The organism is Polynucleobacter sp. IMCC 29146 (assembly GCF_021395195.1).
Lineage (GTDB): Bacteria > Pseudomonadota > Gammaproteobacteria > Burkholderiales > Burkholderiaceae > Polynucleobacter.
This window is the reverse complement of the sequence record NZ_JAJVCR010000016.1, coordinates 1-21,563: the sequence shown is the minus strand read 5'-3', so window position 1 is coordinate 21,563 and position 21,563 is coordinate 1. Positions and strand designations below refer to the sequence as shown.

General features: G+C 41.0%; 21 protein-coding genes and 1 pseudogene. 12 read left to right on the top strand and 10 right to left on the bottom strand.

Going from position 1 to position 21,563, the window contains the following annotated elements:
- Window positions 1-126: 126 nt before the first annotated feature.
- From LZT22_RS12095 to LZT22_RS12070, 6 genes and pseudogenes are all read right to left on the bottom strand, one after another.
- Window positions 127-771: pseudogene (locus LZT22_RS12095) on the bottom strand (SDR family NAD(P)-dependent oxidoreductase); the annotation flags it as partial.
- 90 nt (window positions 772-861) lie between these two features.
- Window positions 862-1,779 carry a CoA ester lyase gene (locus LZT22_RS12090; RefSeq protein ID WP_233925550.1) on the bottom strand — a complete coding sequence of 306 codons (918 nt, stop codon included), beginning with the start codon at window positions 1,777-1,779 and terminating at the stop codon, window positions 862-864.
- A gap of 28 nt (window positions 1,780-1,807) precedes the next feature.
- The gene (locus tag LZT22_RS12085) at window positions 1,808-3,025 is read right to left on the bottom strand and encodes a CaiB/BaiF CoA-transferase family protein (RefSeq protein ID WP_233925548.1); all 1,218 of its coding nucleotides are present in this window, start codon (window positions 3,023-3,025) and stop codon (window positions 1,808-1,810) included.
- Window positions 3,026-3,040: 15 nt separating this feature from the next.
- Window positions 3,041-3,889 carry a TauD/TfdA family dioxygenase gene (locus tag LZT22_RS12080; RefSeq protein ID WP_233925546.1) on the bottom strand — a complete coding sequence of 283 codons (849 nt, stop codon included), beginning with the start codon at window positions 3,887-3,889 and terminating at the stop codon, window positions 3,041-3,043.
- Window positions 3,890-3,898: 9 nt separating this feature from the next.
- The gene (locus tag LZT22_RS12075; protein ID WP_233925545.1) at window positions 3,899-5,314 is read right to left on the bottom strand and encodes an MmgE/PrpD family protein; all 1,416 of its coding nucleotides are present in this window, start codon (window positions 5,312-5,314) and stop codon (window positions 3,899-3,901) included.
- Window positions 5,314-6,051 (bottom strand): GntR family transcriptional regulator, encoded by a 738-nt coding sequence (locus tag LZT22_RS12070; protein ID WP_233925544.1) that lies wholly within the window; start codon window positions 6,049-6,051, stop codon window positions 5,314-5,316. Before LZT22_RS12070 ends, LZT22_RS12075 begins: the two co-directional genes overlap by 1 nt.
- A gap of 133 nt (window positions 6,052-6,184) precedes the next feature.
- Between LZT22_RS12070 and LZT22_RS12065 the strand changes: the two genes are divergently transcribed.
- Both LZT22_RS12065 and LZT22_RS12060 read left to right on the top strand, forming a co-directional pair.
- On the top strand, window positions 6,185-7,174 hold the full coding sequence (locus LZT22_RS12065) for a tripartite tricarboxylate transporter substrate binding protein (protein WP_233925543.1): 990 nt from the start codon (window positions 6,185-6,187) through the stop codon (window positions 7,172-7,174).
- Window positions 7,132-8,181: a tripartite tricarboxylate transporter substrate binding protein gene (locus LZT22_RS12060; RefSeq protein ID WP_233925542.1), complete on the top strand. Its 1,050-nt coding sequence runs from the start codon at window positions 7,132-7,134 to the stop codon at window positions 8,179-8,181. The genes LZT22_RS12065 and LZT22_RS12060 overlap by 43 nt, the downstream gene beginning before the upstream one ends.
- Before the next feature lie 12 nt (window positions 8,182-8,193).
- On the opposite strand, the gene gcvA is transcribed toward LZT22_RS12060, so the two are convergent.
- Window positions 8,194-9,135 (bottom strand): transcriptional regulator GcvA, encoded by a 942-nt coding sequence (gene gcvA, locus LZT22_RS12055; protein ID WP_233925541.1) that lies wholly within the window; start codon window positions 9,133-9,135, stop codon window positions 8,194-8,196.
- An 85-nt stretch (window positions 9,136-9,220) separates the two neighbouring features.
- Here gcvA and LZT22_RS12050 point away from each other — a divergent pair, with 85 nt between their 5' ends.
- Window positions 9,221-9,676, top strand: a complete 456-nt coding sequence (locus LZT22_RS12050; RefSeq protein ID WP_233925540.1) for an HAD domain-containing protein — start codon at window positions 9,221-9,223, stop codon at window positions 9,674-9,676.
- Here the strand turns inward: LZT22_RS12050 and LZT22_RS12045 are convergent.
- Window positions 9,665-11,002, bottom strand: a complete 1,338-nt coding sequence (locus LZT22_RS12045) for a trehalose-6-phosphate synthase (protein ID WP_233925539.1) — start codon at window positions 11,000-11,002, stop codon at window positions 9,665-9,667. The genes LZT22_RS12050 and LZT22_RS12045 overlap by 12 nt on opposite strands.
- Window positions 11,003-11,229: 227 nt before the next feature.
- Here LZT22_RS12045 and LZT22_RS12040 point away from each other — a divergent pair, with 227 nt between their 5' ends.
- Genes LZT22_RS12040 through LZT22_RS12005 form a run of 8 tightly spaced genes read left to right on the top strand, consistent with a single transcriptional unit; the run spans window position 11,230 to window position 18,513 of the window.
- Window positions 11,230-11,526 (top strand): OB-fold domain-containing protein, encoded by a 297-nt coding sequence (locus LZT22_RS12040; RefSeq protein WP_233925538.1) that lies wholly within the window; start codon window positions 11,230-11,232, stop codon window positions 11,524-11,526.
- A gap of 15 nt (window positions 11,527-11,541) precedes the next feature.
- A complete protein-coding gene (locus LZT22_RS12035; protein ID WP_233925537.1) occupies window positions 11,542-12,681 on the top strand; it encodes a thiolase family protein in 1,140 nt (379 codons plus the stop codon).
- 1 nt (window position 12,682) lies between these two features.
- Window positions 12,683-13,438, top strand: coding sequence for an SDR family NAD(P)-dependent oxidoreductase (locus tag LZT22_RS12030; RefSeq protein ID WP_233925536.1), 756 nt, complete (start codon window positions 12,683-12,685; stop codon window positions 13,436-13,438).
- A 9-nt stretch (window positions 13,439-13,447) separates the two neighbouring features.
- Window positions 13,448-14,248, top strand: coding sequence for an enoyl-CoA hydratase/isomerase family protein (locus LZT22_RS12025; protein WP_233925535.1), 801 nt, complete (start codon window positions 13,448-13,450; stop codon window positions 14,246-14,248).
- 4 nt (window positions 14,249-14,252) lie between these two features.
- Window positions 14,253-15,392 (top strand): CaiB/BaiF CoA-transferase family protein, encoded by a 1,140-nt coding sequence (locus tag LZT22_RS12020; RefSeq protein ID WP_233925534.1) that lies wholly within the window; start codon window positions 14,253-14,255, stop codon window positions 15,390-15,392.
- Entirely contained in the window at window positions 15,389-16,627 is a 1,239-nt protein-coding gene (locus LZT22_RS12015) for an acyl-CoA dehydrogenase family protein (protein WP_233925533.1), read from the top strand. The genes LZT22_RS12020 and LZT22_RS12015 overlap by 4 nt, the downstream gene beginning before the upstream one ends.
- Window positions 16,624-17,919, top strand: a complete 1,296-nt coding sequence (locus LZT22_RS12010; protein ID WP_233925532.1) for an alkaline phosphatase family protein — start codon at window positions 16,624-16,626, stop codon at window positions 17,917-17,919. Before LZT22_RS12015 ends, LZT22_RS12010 begins: the two co-directional genes overlap by 4 nt.
- Window positions 17,920-17,922: 3 nt before the next feature.
- Window positions 17,923-18,513: a hypothetical protein gene (locus LZT22_RS12005; RefSeq protein WP_233925531.1), complete on the top strand. Its 591-nt coding sequence runs from the start codon at window positions 17,923-17,925 to the stop codon at window positions 18,511-18,513.
- A gap of 22 nt (window positions 18,514-18,535) precedes the next feature.
- Here LZT22_RS12005 and LZT22_RS12000 read toward each other — a convergent pair whose 3' ends face one another.
- Window positions 18,536-19,081, bottom strand: a complete 546-nt coding sequence (locus tag LZT22_RS12000) for an isochorismatase family protein (RefSeq protein WP_233925530.1) — start codon at window positions 19,079-19,081, stop codon at window positions 18,536-18,538.
- Window positions 19,082-19,088: 7 nt separating this feature from the next.
- Complete coding sequence (locus LZT22_RS11995) at window positions 19,089-19,742, bottom strand: TetR/AcrR family transcriptional regulator (protein WP_233925529.1); 654 nt, start codon at window positions 19,740-19,742, stop codon at window positions 19,089-19,091.
- A gap of 95 nt (window positions 19,743-19,837) precedes the next feature.
- Here LZT22_RS11995 and LZT22_RS11990 point away from each other — a divergent pair, with 95 nt between their 5' ends.
- Window positions 19,838-21,427: a 4-hydroxyphenylacetate 3-hydroxylase family protein gene (locus tag LZT22_RS11990; protein WP_233925528.1), complete on the top strand. Its 1,590-nt coding sequence runs from the start codon at window positions 19,838-19,840 to the stop codon at window positions 21,425-21,427.
- Window positions 21,428-21,563 lie beyond the last annotated feature (136 nt).

Sequence of the window (21,563 nt, the reverse complement as noted above, 5' to 3'; positions counted from 1 at the left end):
CTGCCAGCAGGCTATCAATGAGTTCTTGGGGTACTGCTCGTTTTGCTGCTTCGGTCATCATCATTACTCCTATGGAGTGGGCTTTTACCCATTATTAGACCGTTTACACAAAATTTAGTACACCCCCGGACTTAGGGCCTCAACACCCTGGTATACCTTCTCCACTCTAGCTGTATCGCCTTTAAAACGAACGTTCGAGTATTCGGTACCAGAACTAAGGCCTGGCTCGATGCAGGTTACTCGCAGTGGTGTGCCAATCAGATCGGCACGTAAATTCATACTGAATTGCTTTACAAAGGCTTTGCTTGCACCATATACATTGCTGCCAGCATAAGCGTAGAGGCCCGCAACAGATCCGATGTTGATGACATGCCCACATTGACGCTCGACCATACCGGGTAAAAAAGCTCTGGTCATATGAATCAAACCTTTAACGTTCGTATCAATCATTTGATCCCAATCACTGATGAGGGCTTTTTGGGCAGGATCTAAACCCAGCGCAAGGCCGGCATTGTTCACCAATATAGTCACTTGAGCAAATTGCGCAGGAAGAGTGGCAGGCAAAAGATCCACTTGGGCGCTATCACAAACATCGAGTACCAAAGTAAGGATATTTTTTTGCTGGTCAGCAGGAAGTGATGCCTTTAAGGCCTCTAAGCGCTCTGCTCTTCTGCCAGCTGCAATAACCTTATGGCCATGAGCCAAAAAACGGCGGGCAGCCGCCTCTCCAAATCCAGCGGTAGCTCCTGTAATCAAAACAATGTGTTTCATATTTCCTCTTCTAATCAGTAAAGACTCCAAAACAATTCATACTAGAGTCATTGTGCACTAGGAGGTACTAATGCCAAACCAAAGTAGTGCTTACCTACTATTAATAGATATGGCTTGATGAATCGCTAAGATTTTTTGAGCTTTATACAAAATAGGGTAGTCAACAAACATGCCATCAACTTGAATGGCGGCTAACCCTTTCTTTTCAGCTTCAAGAAAGCTATCCACAATTTTCTTGGCGCGCAAAACTTCATCTGCACTGGGGGTAAATACTTGATTTGTAATACTCACCTGATCGGGGTGAATACATAATCTTCCTTGAAAACCAAGATTTAAGCTTCTTACAACAGAGCTTTCAAGGCCCTCATGGTCTTTGAGATGAATCCAAACAGTATCAATGGGTGGTTCCAAATTAGCCGCTCTTGCAGTCACAATGCATGAATTTCTAACGACATCCAACTCTCTTTCGCTCGAAGTCCATAGCATGCCGACATCATTGCAAAAATCACCAGCACCAAAAGTAAAACGCTTTACCCGCTGATATTGATTACTTGATCGATATCGATGCTCTAAAAATATCTTATTGAGATTTGAAAAACCTTTCGCAGTTTCAATAATTGGCAGTAAATCTATGCTACCAATATTCAAACCCTGTTCTCGCTCAAGATTAGCCAGTAACCAATCTACCATTTCTATATCTTCCGGACCCTGTACCTTAGGTAGCACCACTCCGTATAAACCAGGACCAACTACTGCCTGAAGGTCTCCCAGAGTCCATTGAGTATCAAGCGCATTGACTCTGACATAAATTTTAGATCGACTGGTGCTTTTGATTGCAGCAATCGCATCCATTCTAGCAACTACCTTCTCGCTATTAGCTACCGCGTCCTCTAAATCAAGAATAACGGCATCTGCATCTAGACTAAGGGCTTTACTTACTCTTCTTGCATGATTTGCTGGAGTAAAAAGAAGAGTTCGAAACAAATTATTTTTAATACTTGTATTCATTTTTAGCCATTTATGGATATCTAATTAACTATATAACACCAGCTTGACGAAGCTCCTCAATTTCCTCAGGCTTAAATGCCAAAATGCTTGAAAGCAGAGAATCAACATCTGCCCCTAATTTTGGGCCTAAAGAATGAATCTTTCCAGGGGTTGCAGAAAGTCTTGGAACAACATTCGGCACTGCAATTACTTGATTATCTGAAATTCTAGGTTCCTTAATATAGGCTATGTTTTCACGTGCAGCAAATTGCTCATTTGTGAAAATTTCCTCAATTGAATTAATGGGGCCACAAGGCACCTCGCCCTCTGAACATAGTTTTAATAATTCTTCACGAGAATATTGCATAGTCCAGTCCGTAACAAATTGATCTATAACAAGGCGGTCTTTTTCGCGATCAACAATTTTTCCCCACTTACCATTTCCAGCGAGTTCGGGGCATCCCATCAGCACAGCCAACCTTAAAAATATCTTATCGTTAGTACAAGCAATTGCAATCCACTTACCATCTTTAGTTTGATAGTGGCTATGGGGAACAACATTCACTGTTCCAGCTCCCATACGCTCTCTTATATAGCCATTGAAATGATAGGCAGGTGCTAGCTCGTCTAATATTCGGAAAACTGACTCATATAGACCAACATCCACCACCTGACCTTCTTGAGTTTTATCTCTGGCCTGCAGAGCGACCAAAGCTCCTAGAGCACCATACATTCCAGATAAATAATCTGCCAAGGTCGCCGAACCTGGAGATACAGGAGGTCGGTCAGGGTATCCTGATAAATAAGAAATACCGCCAAAACCATTAGCGACCCTACCAAAACCAGGCAGCGGACTTAGTGGTCCAGTTTGCCCATAGGCTGAGATTCTCACCATTATCAACTTAGGATTATGTTTTTTTAATTCCTCCCAACTTAGTCCCCACGATTCAAATGTACCTGGTTGAAAATTTTCAACTAGAACATCACTCTTCTCAACCAATTTTTTTAATAAATCAGCGCCCTCTTTTTTACGTAAATCAATCGTAATAGATTTTTTATTACGACTCTCAGAGAGCCAAATTAAAGAATCGCCACAGGATGTGGGTGTTCCGAATTTACGTGTAGGATCACCAACTTTAGGCAGTTCAACTTTAATAACCTCAGCCCCAAATTCGGCAAAAAAAGTTGCGCAATAAGGACCGGCAATAAAAGTTGCGCAATCCAAAACACGCAATCCCGAAAGCGCTTCAGGCTGTAAATTATTCATTTATTTTTAACCTATTCAAACTGGTACTGCATATTTTGGCTCGGGAAGTATGGTTGTTCTCTTCATTAGACGTTCTTGCTTGGGGTCAAATGGCTCACGTTTGTGCATAGTGCAGGCGTTATCCCATAAAAGCCCGTCACCCAACTGCCAAACATGCGAATAAACAAACTCTGGCTTAGTAGACCAATCAAAGAGCTCTTGCAATAAATCATCACTAGTCGACTTATCCAAACCAACAATTTGCGTAGTCATTCCGGGGCAAATATATAGAGCCTTTTTTCCGGAATAGGGGTGAACTCTTACTAATGGGTGTTCGATATCAGGGGTTTTCTTTTTTTGCTCAGTGCTTGTGGGTACACTATAAAGAGCATTAAAAGCCTCATAAGATTGAACTGCTTTTTTTCCGTCAATAGCATTTTTCATTGATTGGGGCAAGGCTGCATAGGCAGCTGACATATCAGAAAATGATGTCTCACCACCAGAGCTTGGTAGCTTTACAGAAAATAGAAAAGATCCTACCGCCGGCCGTGGCAAATAAATTTGATCGTAATGCCAACCCACTTCAGAATCAGCCAAAATTCCAACTGGCTTTCCTTCTTTAGTCATATTTGAAACATAGAGGATCTCCGGAGACTTCTGAGATAAAAACTCTTTCCTAATATGAATTTCTAGATCTCCAAGTTGCTTAGAAAATGAAACTATTTCAGCCTCATCCATGGTTTGATTTCTAAACAATAAAAGCTCGTACTTATGCCAGAGTGATTTCAATTCAGCGATAGTTTGCGAAGTGAGTGGTTTAGATAAATCTAAACCACTCACTTCAGCACCAAAAGTCTTTTGCAATGGCCGTATCTGTAAACTCATCATTGTCTCCTAATTAACTTTCAATTGATTCATGATATTAATGAAAGACTTCTCATGTTCTAAATTTAAAAAGTCTTCGGTAAATTTTTTTGCTGCTGTGTGACTCATAACACGCTCTACATTTGAGTAAAACTTTTCTAAAACCTCATGCTTAGCTAGTGGATTAGCACTAGATCCTCTATTCATTTGCTCTCGATGAATCAGAGATTTTCCTGATTTCAATTGAATTTCTATCTCTCCAGAATAAAACTCTGGAAATGCAGATTTAGGATCAATCTCATATTCAATTTTTTGACATAGTGCAAGAATTTGTGGATCAAAAATAGTATCGTTCTCGAGCTCATTGAGTGTAAATTTGCCCTTTATCAAGCTTGTGGCAATCACAAAGTGAATAGAAAACTGTGCCTCATAAGAATTTTTCGGGATTCGTTTGCTAGCCTGAGGCTCACAAACCACTGGCACTTGTTTTTCGCTAATGCGCGCTTTGATGCTCTTGATATCGTCAATCTCAAATGCATTCTCTTGGCGAAGAGTAACTGCAGCATCTACAAATGCATGGTTGTAATGACATGCAGGATAGGGTTTCAATGAAATATTTTGCATCTCCCAAATCTGACCAAGACCATTTGTACATTTTTCTAGACTTGCAAGATTGCTTGAATCAATGTGGCTATTAAACAGCCCATAGCGGCCTTCAAAAGTATTTCTTGGCCCAATGAAACCATTTTTAGCCATGGCGCAAGCAGTCACGGCTGAGGATGCAGCCCACCCAGGATGCATTCGCTTAGTCCAAGCTCCACCCTCTAAAAATTCCATGACCCCAGAGGCCATAGATAAAGAAATCCCCAATGCATTTGTTAGCTCACCTGCAGTAAGCTTCATGATCCGACCAACTAGCACTGTCGCACCGAAAATACCAACCAAACCAGTTGGATGAAAGCCTTTTTCATGAAATCCACCATTTGCAGCTGATGCAATCCTGCTGGCTACCTCAATTGCAACAAGATAAGCAACAAGTCCATCTTGCCCGTTGATGTTATGACGCTGCCCTACGCTCAAAAGGGCAGCCATCGCACTTGATGAGGCATGAATAACGCCGGCTGCATGTGTATCGTCAAAATCCAGTCCATGAATATATGTTCCATTGACTAGGATGGCATCACGCATAGATAGCTTATTTGGAACCCCTAGAACTTGATAATGCTGATCATTGCTCTCTTGTAAAGACATTAATGCGTGCAAGATATTTTTAGCAAAATCATAGTGGCTAGAAGCGATCCCAATACCAATGGCATCCAACATATGCAACTTCGCTTGGGCACAAACCGATATAGGAATTTGTTCGAGTTTGAGATTAAGCGCAAACAAAGACAATTGCTCAGAAATCGTCTCTACACGACTTTCTTGTGAGGATTTATTCATCATTAGGGCCGACTTGAGCTGAGGGATTGATCGTAGTTCAGGCTAACTTGATAGGTATACTGGTCTGCTCTATAAATACTGTTAGTGACTAGCAAAAGTTTATTTTGCATGCCGTAATAATGTCTAACAATATTTAGTCCTGCTGAGCCAGACTTCACCCCCAAATATTTTGACTGACTTTTAGATATCAAGCAGCCTGAAATGCGTTGGTCGACCTTGGTAATCTTAAAGCCAGTAATTTTTTCAAGTAAGGCATAAATTGGCACCTTCAGACTACCTAAGTAAGTCTCAATCCTACTATATACAACCGGAACATAAATTTCACTTACTACTAGGGGCAGTGCGGGTCTAATTTTCTGCCTTATAACCTTGACCTTCTTCCATGTAGCGCCAATTGGTAGAGCTAAGTCGTCAAATTGATTTTCAGAAACACAAATTTCGCTAGACTCTAAAACAATCAGCTTAGAATTTTTTATGTAGGTAAAAAGATCATTGATAGATCCATGACTTTGTACAAAACTGCGCTCTTCATGCAAGGAAACGACGACAGACCCTGTTTTTGGCTTTCGTGAAATTAAGCCCATAGCAACTAATTCACGCAAAGATTCACGAACCGCATAACGAGATGCATTAAATTTTTGCTGCAATTCCTGTTCCGTGGGTAATACAGACCCAACAGGGTAGTATTTTGTACGAATCTGATCGATCAAACAATTGGTGATTGGCTCATTAACTTTCACAAAATTCCTAATTAATACTATTGTTCGAACAATATAGCCCTATGAATTTGAAATACCCACTAGGGATTACCCGATATTTGATTGTTTTTAAAAAAATTCCACTTTAGAATGAATAAAATAAGGAGATTGGTTTATGAAGCGCACGAACAAAACGTATGCCGTTAGATTTGCATTTGGAATTACCTTAGCTCTATTGGGCTCTTCATCTATTTCAGCGCCAGCAGATAATTACCCGAACCGACCAATTAAACTAGTGATCCCATACGCTGTTGGTGGTGGCTCTGATACGGTTGCAAGAATCATGTCACCACACTTAAAAAATATTCTGAATCAACCTATTGTTATGGACAATAAAGGTGGGGTAGGCAGCACAATAGGTACGGAAAGCGTAGCTAAAAGCGAGCCAGATGGATACACGCTGCTAATTAATACCGATGTCATCGCAATCATGCCATTGCTGTTCAAAAAATTAAATTTTGATCCGCAAAAAGATTTTGTTCCTATTTCTTTTATAACTTCAGCACCAATTGTTTTAGCCGCAAATCCAGAATTCCCAGTCAATTCAGTTAAAGAATTGATTGCGCTTGCAAAGAAGAACCCAGGCCAAGTATCTCTTGCAACCCCAGGCGCTGGTAGCCCACAAGATTTAGCCTCCATTCTCTTTGCCCATAAAGCACAAATTAAATTCAACTCAATTCCTTATAAAGGAAATGGGCCAGCCTTGGTAGATATTTTGGCAGGTCATGTGAATATAGGTATGTTTACACTTTCGACGGTGAAGGAATATGCTAAGACTGGGAAATTAAAAATACTAGCAGTGATTGGCTCGAAAAGGACACCACTAGCCTCCGAAATTATTTCTCTAACAGAAGCAGGCCTTCCAGATGTAGAGGTGAGTTCAAGATATTTGATCTTGGCTCCAGCTAAAACACCAAAAGACATTATTTTGAAACTTGAAAAAGATTTCGCAAAGTTAGCTGAAAATAAAAACTATCAGTCCGAACTTCTGAATCTTGGATTTGAGGCTATTTCAACAAGCTCTGCGGAGACGACTGAAATCCTAAATAAGGAGAACAGTAAATGGACACCCATACTCAAAAATCTAGATATTTTAATCCAGTAATTTATATTGCCCTAAACAGAACTAGCCCTATGGAGCATTTTATGACAATCATTAAATCAAAGATTCATTTCCTTATCGCAACTGGATTAATTTTTTTCTCCTCCCTTGCATTCTCTCAATACCCAAATAAGACAATTAAATTTGTAGTACCTTTTCCAGCTGGGCAGGCAACAGACATCTTTTCCAGAATTGTTGCTGATGAGCTTTCGCAAATACTTCCCCAAAAAATTATGGTGGACAATAAAGGCGGTGCAAATGGTATCCCTGGAACTGTTTTTGGGAAAGAAGCTGCCCCCGATGGTTACACCTTAACCATGGCTTCAAGCAGCACGATTGCTGTAAACCCTGCGCTTTATCCTACCTTACCTTACAGCCCAAAAGATTTTGAGCCAGTTAACGGAGTTTTTATTGTTCCTCTTTTGCTAGTAGCAAATCAAAATTCTCCTTTCACAACATTAAAACAGATAGTTGACTACGCCCAAAGCAATCCCGGAAAGCTCGAGTGGGCATATTCTGCCCCCAACCAACAACTTGCAGAAGAATTGCTGAAAGCACGAGCTAAAATTGACATTCTTTCTGTTCCCTATAAAGGTAGTGGACAAGCAGTTACTGATTTAATTGGTGGCCAAATTAATTTAGCTGTTGAGACATTGCCTACTATTGCCCCACATATTGCTTCAGGCAAGGTAAGGCCGATTGCTGTTATGACAGCAAAAAGAATTCCGCAGCTACCCAATGTACCTACAGTTGCGGAACTTGGTTATCCAGGCTTTGAAGGGCCTGGCTGGGGTGGCGTTCTAGCTCCTAAGGGTACTCCAAAAGAAATCATTGATAGGCTAAGTAAAGATATCCGCACTATCTTGGCTAATCCAGAAGTACAAAAGAAAATTAATGATCGTGGAGCAATTGTTGATAATCGTGATGCTAAACAATGGGGTGATTTTATAAATTCAGAGGTTGCAAAATGGGCTGAAATTGTAAAAATAGCTGGCATACAAGGACAATAACGATAGCCGAAGCTATTGGCTTGGATTAAGAATGGCTGGAGGAGTATCGGAGCAACTCCTTATCTCCTCCAGCAACCATGTACGAAAATCTTTAGCTTGCTGACTCTCATTTTTGCCTAGGGGTGTTAATAAGTAATAAGTAAAACTCTCGCGATTTAGAAATTTAGGTAAAGGACAAATCAACTTTCCGCTTGTCAATTCTGATTCCACCAGAAAATATTGGGCCATTGCAATTCCATGGCCTTCAATTGCAGCCAAGTAACATAGGGCTGAACTTTCATAGCTTAGACGTGAAAAATCCTCAAGTTTTACAGACAAACCAATTGAATCAAACCAAAGATTCCAATCATCAGGACGTCCAATAGCATCTAATAACTTATATCGGCTAAAGTTCTGCAGGATCTCAATTGGGCCACCCTCCAGTAAAGACGGGCTACAAACTGGAAGAATAATATTGGAGACCAATCTTGTAACATTTGCATCACTCCAAGCTCCATCCCCCAGACGTATTGCACAGTCCAAATCTTCTTGATCGAAATTTACTGGATCCATTGAGGTGGTTAATACCACTTCCATTTTGGGATGTAAGGCCAAAAAACTAGAAAGTCGAGGTATAAGCCAGCGAATTGAGAATGTTGTGTAGCAACGCACCTTCAATTGATTTTGATTCTGTCCGGAAAATAAACGCTTGGTTGATGATTGGATTTCTGATAAAGACTTACTAATATCTTCGTAGTACTCACGCCCTTTCTCTGTGAGAATTAAAGCTCGGTGCTTACGAGAAAATAACTGAACCCCGACAAAGGACTCTAAGGCTGTCAACTGCCTGCTCACTGCACCAGGAGTAACATTAAGCTCATTAGCTGCCCTTGAAATACTCAAGTGGCGAGCAACTACCTCAAAAACCCGCAAGTTATTTAAGGGGGGAAGATGTTCTCTTTTATTGGGCTCCATATTTACTTGAGTTTATGACAAAAAATGTCCTATTTGAAATTAAATGATTTGTCGGTAAAAATACTTTCTAACATAATTTCTTTAAATGAATGAGCTATTGCAAAACATGGTGGCTAACATAAAAATATTATTTCTGGATTTTGATGGTGTTCTTCACCCTCTTAATTGCGAGAAAGAAAACCTATTTTGTAAAATTCATTATCTTGAAAGAGCCTTAGAGGGTGCTTCCTCAAAAATTGTTATCACGTCAAATTGGCGTCTGACTTATAGCACCCAAAAGATGCGGGAACTTTTACCAAGGTCAATTGGAGAATTAGTCATTGGGGCCACGGAGGTTATAAATGAAATCAATCACAAAAGATTTATAGAAATTGAGAACTACTTAAGTACACATATAAATTCGAGCTCAATAGACTGGCGCGCCATCGATGATTCACCCCAAGATTTTCCAACTGATTGCAAGAATTTGATCTGCTGTAACCCCATTTCAGGTATGGGCAGCGAAGAACAAATCCAGATTGCCAAATGGTTAAAAAACTAATCGGGCCTCTTGATGAAGCCTAGAAAGTTGCTCATCCATCCAGAGATGAACGTCATAATTCTTGACGGATCGCCTTAAAGAAATCATGCGCGTCTTTCTTTCATAACTCCCCATTGATAGTATTTGATTGAATGCCTGAATGGCATCTTTCTCACTCAAGGGATCGTAGATGACCGCAGAGGGCAGATCTTTTGCTGCTCCAGTATGCATAGAGAGCATTAAGGCTCCATCCTCATCATCTCTGGCGGCAATAAATTCTTTACAAATTAAATTTTGGCCATCCGCCAAACTAGATACCCACAGACAGCTTGCTGAACGATACAAAAATGTAAGTTGTTTTTTAGTTAGAGCACTCTGCTCAGAAATAATTGGCTGCCAATCTTTTGAGCCATACTCATTATTAATTTCAGCTATTAATTCAGTGATCTGCGCTTCATATTGTCTGTATTTCAAGATGGATGGTCTGGTTTGAATATAAATCTGTATGAATTTAATTTTTTTCACTAGAGATGGATTCAATTCCAATATTTTCTTGATTACATTCAGTCGCTCAATAATTCCTTTTGCATGATCCACTCTATCTACGCTTAAAAAAATGTAATCGGTTTTTTGCAATTGATATTTTTGAGTAATTTCAGATTGATTTCTATTTACAGATAGTTGCTGTAAATTTTTCAATACCGGCCACTCAATTGAAGCTGGGTAAACCCCAAGATTCGCCACACTGCCACCCCGAAGATCGTCAGGTATTGAGCTTATAAAATTAGACCTATCTTGATTTGTCTGAAAACCAATATTATCTGCAGCCAATATGCCATTGATTAGTTCACGGTTCCAGGGGCATACTTTTAGTCTGCTATTAAGCGGCCACGGAATATGCCAATAAAATAAAATTTTTGCGCGTGGCAATGCAGACCTGATTAGCTTTGGCAACAAGGCTAATTGATAGTCATTAATAAAAATAATGGGCTCAGCAAGATCACTCGCACAGCGAACTACTTCCTCTGCAAATAAATGGTTTGCAACAACATATGAATTGAAGTCCTTACTATTGAATAGTGGCTCCGTAGTCTGATGATGGCAAAGGGTCCATAGACCCTCATTACAAAATCTATCGTAATAAGATCGGTAAACCTCTGAGGCTAAGGCAACTTTTTTTACTGTTATCTCTTCATCCTCATAGTCATCCTGATTCATTGCACCATTGCCTGCTGAAATCCATATCGCCTTAAATCGCTTTGCGAGGGGTTTTATCAAAGATACGACACCTCCCACCAATCGATCTGGGCCCCCATTGGATACAAAAATCACATTTTGCTTATTCAAAATTTTGTTTCTTAAGCTGGATTTGTATAGATGTAATCAAAGTTTAAACAATTTACATTCCCACTCATTATGTTTGATTATTTATCAATAGATTATGATTTTTACTCGCTTGACTAATTTGCAAATCTACTCAAGAATGGGGGCTACTTTTATAAAAAGCTATTAAAAACATGGGCATAACCTCATACTACTGGAATCAAGGCATACCCCCCAAGCCATTGGGCAGTATGCATAAAAAGTCAAAGGAAATCATTTTCCCTCCGGTTGCTAAAGACTCTCCGTTAGATATAGATTACGTTGATCAAGAATTAAATCCCAATGGCACCTTATATAGCTTCACTGTTATTCACCCAAGCAAGAAATCAGGCATTGAACCCTATGCAATTGGCTTTGTGAATCTACCTGATTTTCCAGTCAGGATATTCGGACGGCTCGTCCAAAGCGGAAACCCCGCTATTGGAGATAAATATTTAATGAGGCCAGATGCTGAATTTGGCCATATTTTTGAAAAAATAAGTCAATAGTCCATGAATAAAAATATGATCTTTATTGAAGGTGTTGCTATGACACGCTTCGATAAGCAACCAAATACTTTAGCACCTGAACTTGCTCAAGGTGCCATTCTCAATGCAGTTAAAGATGCCAATTTAACATTAAATGATATCGAAGCAATCTATTGTGCAAACGTATTTGGGGGGATGATTCTTGGTCAACTCATTGTGCGTGATCTTCAATTGCAAGGGATTTCCATATACAACATTGAAAATGCATGTGCTAGTGGAGCTACAGCCGTTCATCTTGCGAAGCATGCCTTATTAGCTGAGCAATATAAAACAATTTTAGTGGTTGGTATTGAACAACTAACCCAGCTTGGTGGTGGCACAATTCCATTGCAATTAAATGACCATAAGACCAGAATTTACTCAAACTCTGGATTGGTATTGCCGTCAATTTATGCCATGAGAGCAACGCGCTACCTTTATGAGAGAGATGAAAATCCTAGTCTATTAGCACAAGTGGCTGTCAAAAATAGATTTAATGGCTCACTAAATCCATATGCACAGCAAAGAACGCCTACTACAATTGAAGAAGTATTATCTTCTCGTATGATTGCTGATCCTTTAACACTCATGCAGTGCTGCCCCTCTCAGGTTGATGGTGCAGCAGCCCTCATCCTCAGCACCGAGCATAACAATGGGCGAAAGCCAGTTAAATTGCTAGCGTCAATTGTTCAATCTGGTATTCAAGAAAAACATTCTGACGATATTTTGGATGCAGAAATTACTGCTAGAGCTGCAAGACTAGCCTATGAACAAGCTGGCATTGGGCCAAATGATATTGATGTCATCGAACTACATGATGCCTTTACCATTGCTGAATTGATTTATTACGAGGCTCTAGGTATTGCAAAGCCGGGAGAAGGCCCAGAATTATTACGCTCTGGCAAGACTGGGCTTAGCGGGAAAATTCCTGTAAATCCAAGTGGCGGCTTACTGGCAAAAGGTCACCCTCTCGGCGCTACAGGAGTAGCGCAAATGGTAGAGCTTACATGGCAACTTGAAGGCAGAGCTATGGAACGCCAGGTTAATAAGCCTAAAATTGCGCTTGCACAATGCACGGGCGGTGGTATTGCTGGTGTTGATCACGCTGCCTCCTCTGTTCATATTTTAGGAATTTAATATGTCTCAACTACCAAGAAGAGTTGCCATCGTTACTGGAGCAGCACAAGGCATTGGCTTTGGAATTGCTAAGAAATTGATAACTAATGGCATTGATGTTGCATTAATTGATTATGACCAAACAAAACTTAGCGCCGCTGTTGACCAACTCAAGGGATTTGGAAGCAAAGTAATTGGAGTGTCTGGAAATGTCTGCAAAATTGATGAGGTGCAATCCGCCATTGAGCAGGTAATTGCTTGGGGTGGCCAGATCGATTACCTCGTTAATAATGCTGGCATTATTCGAGACAAAAGATTACTTAATATGACTGAGGCTGATTGGGACGATGTGATTAACGTTAACCTAAAGTCCCAATTCCTATTTTGTCAGGCCACAATTAAGGAAATGCTACCACGCAATTTTGGCAGAATTGTTAATATTTCATCACGTGCCTGGCTTGGTGGCTTTGGACAATCAAACTATTCAGCCGCTAAGGGTGGCGTTATTAGTCTTACTAGAAGTCTTGCAATTGAATTTGCTGCCAAAGGTATCACGGTCAATGCAATTGCTCCGGGCATCATACAAACACCATTATTTGATAGTTTTGATGCATCACTTCAAAGTAAATTAAAAGAATCTGTACCTGTCAAACGTATTGGCACTCCGGATGATGTTGCCTATGCCGTGATGACCTTTTTAAATCCAGACGCCTCTTATCTCACTGGACAAGTTTTATATGTATGCGGTGGAAGAAGTCTCTCCTCCCCGAGTGTATAAGGAAGCTAAATGATCACTTATGAAGCCAGCGATTCAATAGCAATATTGACTATTAATAGGCCCCAAAAGAAAAATGCATTAGACCTTGCAACATTAAAAGAACTTCGTACCGCCTTAATGAATGCAAGAGATGATGAACAAGTAAAAGTCATTATTCTCACTGGCGCAGGAAATGACTCATTTTGTGCGGGTGCTGACCTCAAAGGCGGAAGCTCCTCACCAGTAAGTTACGCAGAAGCATTCTTTAGAGAAACCGACAAGGCTTCGGAACAAGGCCTCTATATTCGTATGATGGATCTCACTGATTTAAATATTCATAAGCCATTAATTGCCGCAATTAATGGCTATTGCTTGGGTGGCGGCTTAGAAATAGCCTTGCAATGTGATCTAAAAATTGCATCAGACAATGCTATATTTGGCCTCCCTGAAGCTAAGGTGGCATCGATTCCAGCAGTCTTAGGTCTGCACCGTCTACTTAAGGCAGTTCCTCCTGCTCATGCGATGAAGATGGCGCTGACTGGTGAATCCATTAAAGCAATGAAAGCGCTCGATATTGGCTTAATTTCAGATATCTTTTCTGCTCAGGATCTGATGCCAGAGGCTTTAAAAATTGCGCAGCGAATTTCATCAAATGGTCCGTTAGCAACTCAAGCAATTAAAAAATTATCCAAAATCACCGGGCACTTAAGTGATATCGATGCCCAGCAAATTACAGAACTATATTGGGGAATATTGCGAGACACTGAAGATCGAATTGAGGGCCGTCAAGCATTTATGGAAAAACGTGCCCCTAAATACAAAGGGAAATAAGTAAATGCCCAATTATTCTCCGATCAGTCCAGGTCCCCTAAATGGTAAAAAGTTAATTGAAGTTAGCCATATGCTGATGGGGCCTTATTGCGGCATGCTGCTTGCCGACTTAGGAATGGAGGTCATCAAAATTGAACCTCCAGACGGCGATATCGCCCGCACTCTTGGCCCTCATAGTATTGATGGCCACAATGCGTATTTCGTTAGCCTAAACCGTAATAAAAAAAGTATTACCTTAGATCTCACAACAGATGAAGGTCGTAAAAAGTTTCATGCCTTAGTTGCACAAGCAGATGGGCTTATTACTAATCTTCGACCAGGGGCAATAAATTCCCTCGGCCTTACATACGATAAGTTAAAACATATCAACCCTAAAATAGCTTGTGTAGCTATGACAGGCTTTGGATTAGATAGCATTGAGTCTGAGCGTCCAGCTTATGACTACATTATTCAGGCGCTAGTTGGAATCATGGATCTTACTGGTGAGCCAGATGGCTACCCTACTAAGGCCGGCTATTCTGCTGTTGATAATTCAGCAGGAATCATGGGTGCTCTTGGATTACTTGCTCGTATTATTGAGGGGAAAGGTGGTCAAGTTGATATTGCCATGCATGATGTCATGCTCTCTCAACTGAACTATCTAGCCGGCGCATGGCTAAATGCGCAAGAAAAACCAGTACGACAATCATTGTCTGCCCACCCCTATATAGTTCCAGCTCAGGTATTCGCATCTGCAGATGGCTGGCTCACTCTTTTTATTACACACGATAATTTTTGGAATAAATTCTGTGAAATTATTAATAAGCCCGAATGGATCACAGATGAGCGCTTCTGCACGATGAAAAAACGGGGTGAGCATAGAGTATCTCTGATCCCCTTGTTAAATGAAATGATGAAAACTAAAACTTCTAATGAGTGGGAAGCATTATTAATACCCCTCGGCATTGTAGTAGCAGGAATTAAAAACTTGAGCGAAGCAATCAGCTCACCCCTGACTAAAGATAGGGAGATGGTGATCAAACTAAAAGATGACGAAACTAATTTCCTCTCAATTGGTAACCCTATAAAAAATATCGGCTACAAAACTACCTATAACATCTCGCCAAAACTAAACCAAGACCCAAACGCACAATTTGAATCATGATCGAACAAACACCAAGCCACCTCCTGCCTATTATTGAAAAAATTGAGACTTTTTATACCAGTGAAGTTGAACCACGAGAGCATCAACTTCGCCACAGACTCAGAAATAGCCTGGAATATATAGATCGAACCGGTAAATTACATCCAGAAATACAAGCAGCTAGACGCGAAATCATGCAGGCATCTGGAATGGAAGGCTTATTTTCACTCCATCTCCCTCAATCTATTGGTGGCGGTGGGCTCTCAAGAACAGAAATGTTCTTTATAGAGGAAAAGGTTTATTCATATGGTATTGATTTAGCCCCGGGCATCTTATCTTGGACTGATGGATCAACTCCAAGATTAATTTTTGTCCGAGAAGAGTTACAAGATCAATTTGTGAGACCATTAATCTTAGGTCAAAAAACAAGCTGTCATGCTGTCACAGAGCCAGATGCTGGCTCTAATTTATTTGACATGAAAACCAATGCTGTCCAAAAAGGCGATAAATGGATTCTTAACGGTCACAAAGCCTACATTACCAACCCATTTGAGGCGGATATTGTGAATGTACTTGCCATCACCGATCCGGGTATTGGTAAAAAAAGTTTCAGTTACTTTCAATTTGAATCTAAGGATTACCTAGGGAAAGGATTTAAACATGGCCGGATTAATCGTACGATGTTTGATGATGGTCTAACAGGAGAGCTACATTTTGAAAATCTTGAACTCCCTGAGAGTGCAATGATTGGAAATCGTGGGCAAGGCTTTGAAATAGCCCTAACATCTATTAACTGGACTAGAACACGTCGCGGAGGGATGTGCTCTGCTTGGTCAAAATTACTCATTGATAAAACTCTAGATCGTCTTAAACATAGGAAAGTGGCCGGTAAGCCGCTAGGTCGTAATCAAGGTCTACAGTGGATGGTATCTGATATGTATATAGACTGGTACAGCGCACGAGCAACTTCATTAGCATGCCTAAGAGATATAGAAAAATTTGGGCCATGGTGGGATACCAATCGTCCTCAAGAACAAATACGTCTTTTTGCATTAATGAAAATCGTAAACGATGAATCCTTTTATCGTGTTGCCGATAAGGCACTACAACTGCATGGCGCTACAGGGATTATGAAAGATACTGTAGTAAATAAACTGTTCCAAATTGCACGAAATCTTCGTATTCCAGGCGGTACTGATGAATCTCAACGAAATACTATTGCGGAAACATTGGGATTAAACGCTAATATGCAATGAAAAAAATACTGCTCATTCTTCTCGATGGTATTGGTGATCGTATTTATAAGGAATTAGGAAATTTAACCCCCCTGGAGTATGCCAGAACTCCAAATTTAGATCGAATTGCCAAATTAGGGGCATCAGCATCGGTCTACCCAATTAACCCTGGGATGGTTCCTCCATCCGAATTGGCTCACTTTCATTTATTTGGCTATGAGAAAGATTTCTATCCAGGTAGAGCTGTATTTGAAAGTATGGGATTTGGTATTACGCCACCCTCTAATGTTTCTGTAGCGCACTTAGGTTTACGTCATGTGACCCCATCAAATGAAGGGTTCATGATCACCCCATGGTGGCCTGCATCAGAAGCACAAGATGCCCAAAAATTGGTGGAGTCAATCAGTCAATTTGAATCTTGTGGCATTCATTTTGAAGTGCAATATATTGGAAAGTCTGATTCTTTACTAATCATGCACGGCGGCTGTGAGGATATTACAGATTCAGATCCATTTATGCATACAGGCAGACCCGTACTTGAAATTGAGGCTCTTGATTCAAGTAGAAACTATGGAGACGCACAGAATACTGCCAAAGCATTAAATCATTATTTAAGATGGACTCATGAAGTACTCTCAAAGCACCCCATTAATAGCCAAAGGATACTTGATGGTAAGTTACCTCTGAATATGACTGTTACCAAGTGGCCTGGTAAGCATCAAGAACTCATGAGCTTCTATCAAAAAACAGGCTTAATCTCCTCTTTAATTGCGTCGGCTCCGATATATAAAGGCATGGCCAGCTTATTGCAAATGAATTACATAGAAGTTGATGAAGGTGAGCCTAGCTGTGAAATGATTAATAAGTTAGCTGTGGCTAAGCATGCTTTCGATAATGGCTGTGATTTTGTTCACCTTCATACTAAAGCAGCCGATGAAGCTGCGCACAGTCATTCTCCGCTGAAGAAGGCTCAAGTAATTGAGGCTATTGATTTTGGTCTTTCAGATATTTGGAGTTGGGAAAAGCTACAGGAAGACTTTCTAATAGCGATTACTGCGGATCACTGTACTCCAAGCCATGGTCCAATGCTTCACTCAGGTGAATCAGTGCCTCTTTCTATGATGGGGGAAGGAATTCGAGTTGACTCAGTAAATCATTTTTCCGAAAGATTATCTGTTGGCGGATCACTTGGTCAACTGTGTAGTCGAGATATTATGCCAATCCTTTTAAATGCATCAAACCGGTCTCATTTTTTGGGTGGTAGGCCAAATGCTTATGAGAGTCTTGGCATCACTTCATTCAAAGCCTTATAAAAAATGCAGCCACATAAACCTTATCAATATGCTATTGCTCATGGCCGCTTTCAACCGTTTCATAACGAACACTTAGCATATTTAAGATGGGCTCATACCTTTGGAACCCATTTATTTATTGGCATTACTAATTATGATCGCACTTCAATTCAAAAAGAGATCACCAGTCATCATCGTCATACAGCCTTTGCAAACCCATTTAGCTATTGGGAGCGCTCGGCAATGATTAAGGATGCGCTATTAGAGGCTGGTGTTGATCCAACTCAATTTACCATCGTTGCTTTACCAATCCATGCGCCAGAAAAATGGTCCGAGTTTGTACCAACCGATCCAAATGAAAGTATTCATTTACTCAGGGTATTTTCTGAATGGGAACAGGAAAAAGTAAATCGCCTACGATTGGCAGGCTACAAAGTAGCTACCGAAACGGGTTCCCCGAAATTGATCAGTGCCTCTACCATTAGAGAAGCACTTCTCTATGATCAAAATTATTCAGCTCTCGTACCGCCAGCAGTGACAATTTGGCTCAAAAGAATTAATGCTAAATTAAGATTAGAAAATTTAAATGCCTTGGAAAGCCAAGAGCAAAAATAAGGAAGAAGATTATTTTTTATAACTATCTGTTTTTTATTAAGTTCAGAATATTCTTAAATTGTGAGTGCTCCGATGTTTTAAGCCACTCAAAGGCAAGCATTTCAGCACCTAGCATAGTAATTTTTTGATGACTCATGCGGTCAACAGCCAATATCTTATCTTGCACTCTTCTACTACTGCAAGCCTCAGGCACTACTGCCACCTCATAGCCCTGCGCCTGAAGACCTAGGGCAGTTTGCATCAGACAGACATGCGCTTCACAACCGGCTAGAACTACTTGAGTGATCAAGGGATTTAATTCCCTGATATTAGTCGCTAAGCCATCTGCAGATCCATTAAAGGAATGCTTCACCAGGGTATAGTCACAAAATACTTTAATACGCTCATTGTTTTGTCCTAACCCCTCTGGATTTTGCTCAGTTCCTAGGATAGGAATTTGTAAGGCTTTTGCTACCTTAGCAAGAAAGAGCGCTGAAGCTATAGCTTCTTCACCCTCATGAATACTGGGCATCAAACGTGTTTGATAGTCAATCAGAATGAGGGCGCTAGTGTCTTGGTTAATCATCATGTAGTTATTATTTTGATTTGGGCAGGCGAAGTGCTAATTTATCTAGGTAGTGGGTGATTAATTCATCAGCACCTTTACCGAACATCCGAATACGGCCTGTATGGTTTAGTAATAGTATCCCAACTATGTGCGCAAAAATCGCTGTAAGTTCAGTATCTACATCTCTTTTATTACAGCCTAACTTGATCAAGGCTGCCTCTTGATGTTGCATAGCAGCCCGAAGACGTGTGTTGAGCTCTGAGTCCCACTCATTTGTTAATCCCCTAGGCTTAAGTCCCTGGAAGAGATAAAAACCCAAGTCCAAATCGCGTGGATTGTCTCGATAAAACTCATAAAAAGCTAGAGCACTTTTACGGAGCTCTGCAAATGCAGGTTGACCCTCCTGATCAACGGAGATATCCTCCGCAGATAGATTTACGAAATTATTTAAACGCTCGAGCGATTCAGCTAGCAATGCCCCATAGATTTCTTCTTTGCTAGCAAAATAGCTGTAAATAGCTCCAGCGGTATAGCCCGCCCGCTTTGCGATTTCTCGCATGCTGACAGCCTCTAATCCCACCTCGATAAATACTGCTCTAGCAGCACTTAAAATGTGCTCACGCCTTGCATCCGCCAAAGCTTGTTGTCGCAGATCTCTTGGGGAGGTAATCACTTGATCCATTGAGAAATTATACATATGTCTTAATAATTGAACACTGTTTAATTATTGTGTATTATTTGATAAATCACCCATTAAACAAACGATTAAGGCCTCATATGAGCAACAGTACCTCCCAATTCATGACTAGTAAAGACTACCGAGAGTCATTACGTAAGCTAAAGCCGGTCGTCTATGTTGATGGACGCTTGGTTGAATCTGTAGTTGATGAAGCCATGTTGAGGCCTGGAGTAGATGCTCTAGGCGTTACTTATGACATGGTACATGACCCTGCTCTAGCACCTTTAATGTTAGCCAGCTCAAATGGCAAAACGGTTCCAAGGATGTTGCACATTAATGAATCTTCCGGTGACCTCTTAAATAAATTAGAGGCTGTTCGTGTCCTATGTCAGGAAACAGGTTGCGCTCAACGCTATCTAGCTCATGATGCCTTAAATGCCCTTGGTCAAGTATCGGCTCGGATTGATGATGCACAAGGTTGTAATGATCATCGCGCTAAGTTTGCTGAGTATCTCGCCCATGTACAAAAAAATGATTTAGCTTTAGGTATTGCAATGACTGATGCTAAAGGTGACCGATCTCTCAGGCCGCATGAACAAGCCAATCCTGATACCTATGTGCATATTGTTTCTCAAGATGCCAAAGGGGTCGTGATTTCTGGTACGAAGGCCATCGTCACTGGTGCGCCCTATATGCATGAGTTCTTAGTAATGCCAGGTCGTAATATGAGCAAGGAAGATGCGGCGTTTGCGATTTGTTGTGCAGTACCGGTAGATGCTAAAGGCATTACCATCGTTGCCCGTCCGGCTGGACGCCCAGGAGAAAAAGTGGAGCATGGCAAGCCGCTCTTTTCCAGTAAGTATGGCCAATCTACTGGCGTAGTGATTTTTGATAAGGTATTTGTTCCTTGGGAACGTGTTTTCTACGCTGGTGAATGGGAGCACTCCAGTGTTTTAACTTACAGCTACGCTACCCATCACCGTCATAGTTGTATTGCAGCAAGAGCCGGCTTTGGCGACCTCTTGATTGGAGCTGGAGCCTTGATGTGTGAAGCTAATGGCTTTGATCCGGAAACTAAATCGAATTTGCGTGAACCCATGGTTGAACTGATTAAGATCACCGAAGGGTTTTATGCTTGCGGTGTTGCAGCAAGCGTATATGGTACACAAGACCCTTACAGTAAATCCTTTATGCCTGAACCTGTATTTTCAAACATCGGGAAACTGTTATTAGCTACCCAGATTTATGATATGCATCGTCTTGCCCATGAAGTGTCTGGCGGCTTAATTGTGGCTCTTCCTGGGCCCGATGAAGATCACAATCCTGCCACTGCAGCAACCTTGGCAGAAGTATTACGTGCAAACCCAGCGGTTCCTTATGATAAGCGTATTGAAGTAGCTCGCTTTATCGAAGATTTGACCGCCTCTTATCAAGGTGGCTGGTACTCTGTGATTAGCTTGCATGGTGGAGGCTCGCCAGCAGCCATGAAAAAAGAGATTTATCGCCAATATCCCATTGGTAACAAAGTAGAGTTGGTTGAAAGATTATTAGACCGAGGTGTTCTCACTAGCAATCAGGAACGTGCAATTACCAAGAATAAGCAGCCAGGACGCTGCTGTGATCAGGGTTGCAGTACACCAGGTCAAGCAATCATGGTTCCACTACCGGAGCCGGGCAGAAGAACTTAATTCTGAGGTGGGGGTGTACTAAATTTTGTGTAAACGGTCTAATAATGGGTAAAAGCCCACTCCATAGGAGTAATGATGATGACCGAAGCAGCAAAACGAGCAGTACCCCAAGAACTCATTGATAGCCTGCTGGCAG

Excerpts from the sequence above, each read along its gene's own strand:
- LZT22_RS12065 (WP_233925543.1), top strand. The coding sequence starts at position 6,185 with ATGAAGCGCACGAACAAAACGTATGCCGTTAGATTTGCATTTGGAATT.
- LZT22_RS12025 (WP_233925535.1), top strand. The coding sequence starts at position 13,448 with ATGATCACTTATGAAGCCAGCGATTCAATAGCAATATTGACTATTAAT.
- LZT22_RS12000 (WP_233925530.1), bottom strand. The coding sequence starts at position 19,081 with ATGATGATTAACCAAGACACTAGCGCCCTCATTCTGATTGACTATCAA.
- LZT22_RS12035 (WP_233925537.1), top strand. The coding sequence starts at position 11,542 with ATGATCTTTATTGAAGGTGTTGCTATGACACGCTTCGATAAGCAACCA.
- gcvA (WP_233925541.1), bottom strand. The coding sequence starts at position 9,135 with ATGGAGCCCAATAAAAGAGAACATCTTCCCCCCTTAAATAACTTGCGG.
- LZT22_RS12080 (WP_233925546.1), bottom strand. The coding sequence starts at position 3,889 with ATGAGTTTACAGATACGGCCATTGCAAAAGACTTTTGGTGCTGAAGTG.
- LZT22_RS12060 (WP_233925542.1), top strand. The coding sequence starts at position 7,132 with ATGGACACCCATACTCAAAAATCTAGATATTTTAATCCAGTAATTTAT.
- LZT22_RS11995 (WP_233925529.1), bottom strand. The coding sequence starts at position 19,742 with ATGGATCAAGTGATTACCTCCCCAAGAGATCTGCGACAACAAGCTTTG.
- LZT22_RS12015 (WP_233925533.1), top strand. The coding sequence starts at position 15,389 with ATGATCGAACAAACACCAAGCCACCTCCTGCCTATTATTGAAAAAATT.
- LZT22_RS12030 (WP_233925536.1), top strand. The coding sequence starts at position 12,683 with ATGTCTCAACTACCAAGAAGAGTTGCCATCGTTACTGGAGCAGCACAA.
- LZT22_RS11990 (WP_233925528.1), top strand. The coding sequence starts at position 19,838 with ATGAGCAACAGTACCTCCCAATTCATGACTAGTAAAGACTACCGAGAG.
- LZT22_RS12075 (WP_233925545.1), bottom strand. The coding sequence starts at position 5,314 with ATGATGAATAAATCCTCACAAGAAAGTCGTGTAGAGACGATTTCTGAG.
- LZT22_RS12010 (WP_233925532.1), top strand. The coding sequence starts at position 16,624 with ATGAAAAAAATACTGCTCATTCTTCTCGATGGTATTGGTGATCGTATT.
- LZT22_RS12085 (WP_233925548.1), bottom strand. The coding sequence starts at position 3,025 with ATGAATAATTTACAGCCTGAAGCGCTTTCGGGATTGCGTGTTTTGGAT.
- LZT22_RS12005 (WP_233925531.1), top strand. The coding sequence starts at position 17,923 with ATGCAGCCACATAAACCTTATCAATATGCTATTGCTCATGGCCGCTTT.
- LZT22_RS12020 (WP_233925534.1), top strand. The coding sequence starts at position 14,253 with ATGCCCAATTATTCTCCGATCAGTCCAGGTCCCCTAAATGGTAAAAAG.
- LZT22_RS12050 (WP_233925540.1), top strand. The coding sequence starts at position 9,221 with ATGAATGAGCTATTGCAAAACATGGTGGCTAACATAAAAATATTATTT.
- LZT22_RS12040 (WP_233925538.1), top strand. The coding sequence starts at position 11,230 with ATGCATAAAAAGTCAAAGGAAATCATTTTCCCTCCGGTTGCTAAAGAC.
- LZT22_RS12090 (WP_233925550.1), bottom strand. The coding sequence starts at position 1,779 with ATGAATACAAGTATTAAAAATAATTTGTTTCGAACTCTTCTTTTTACT.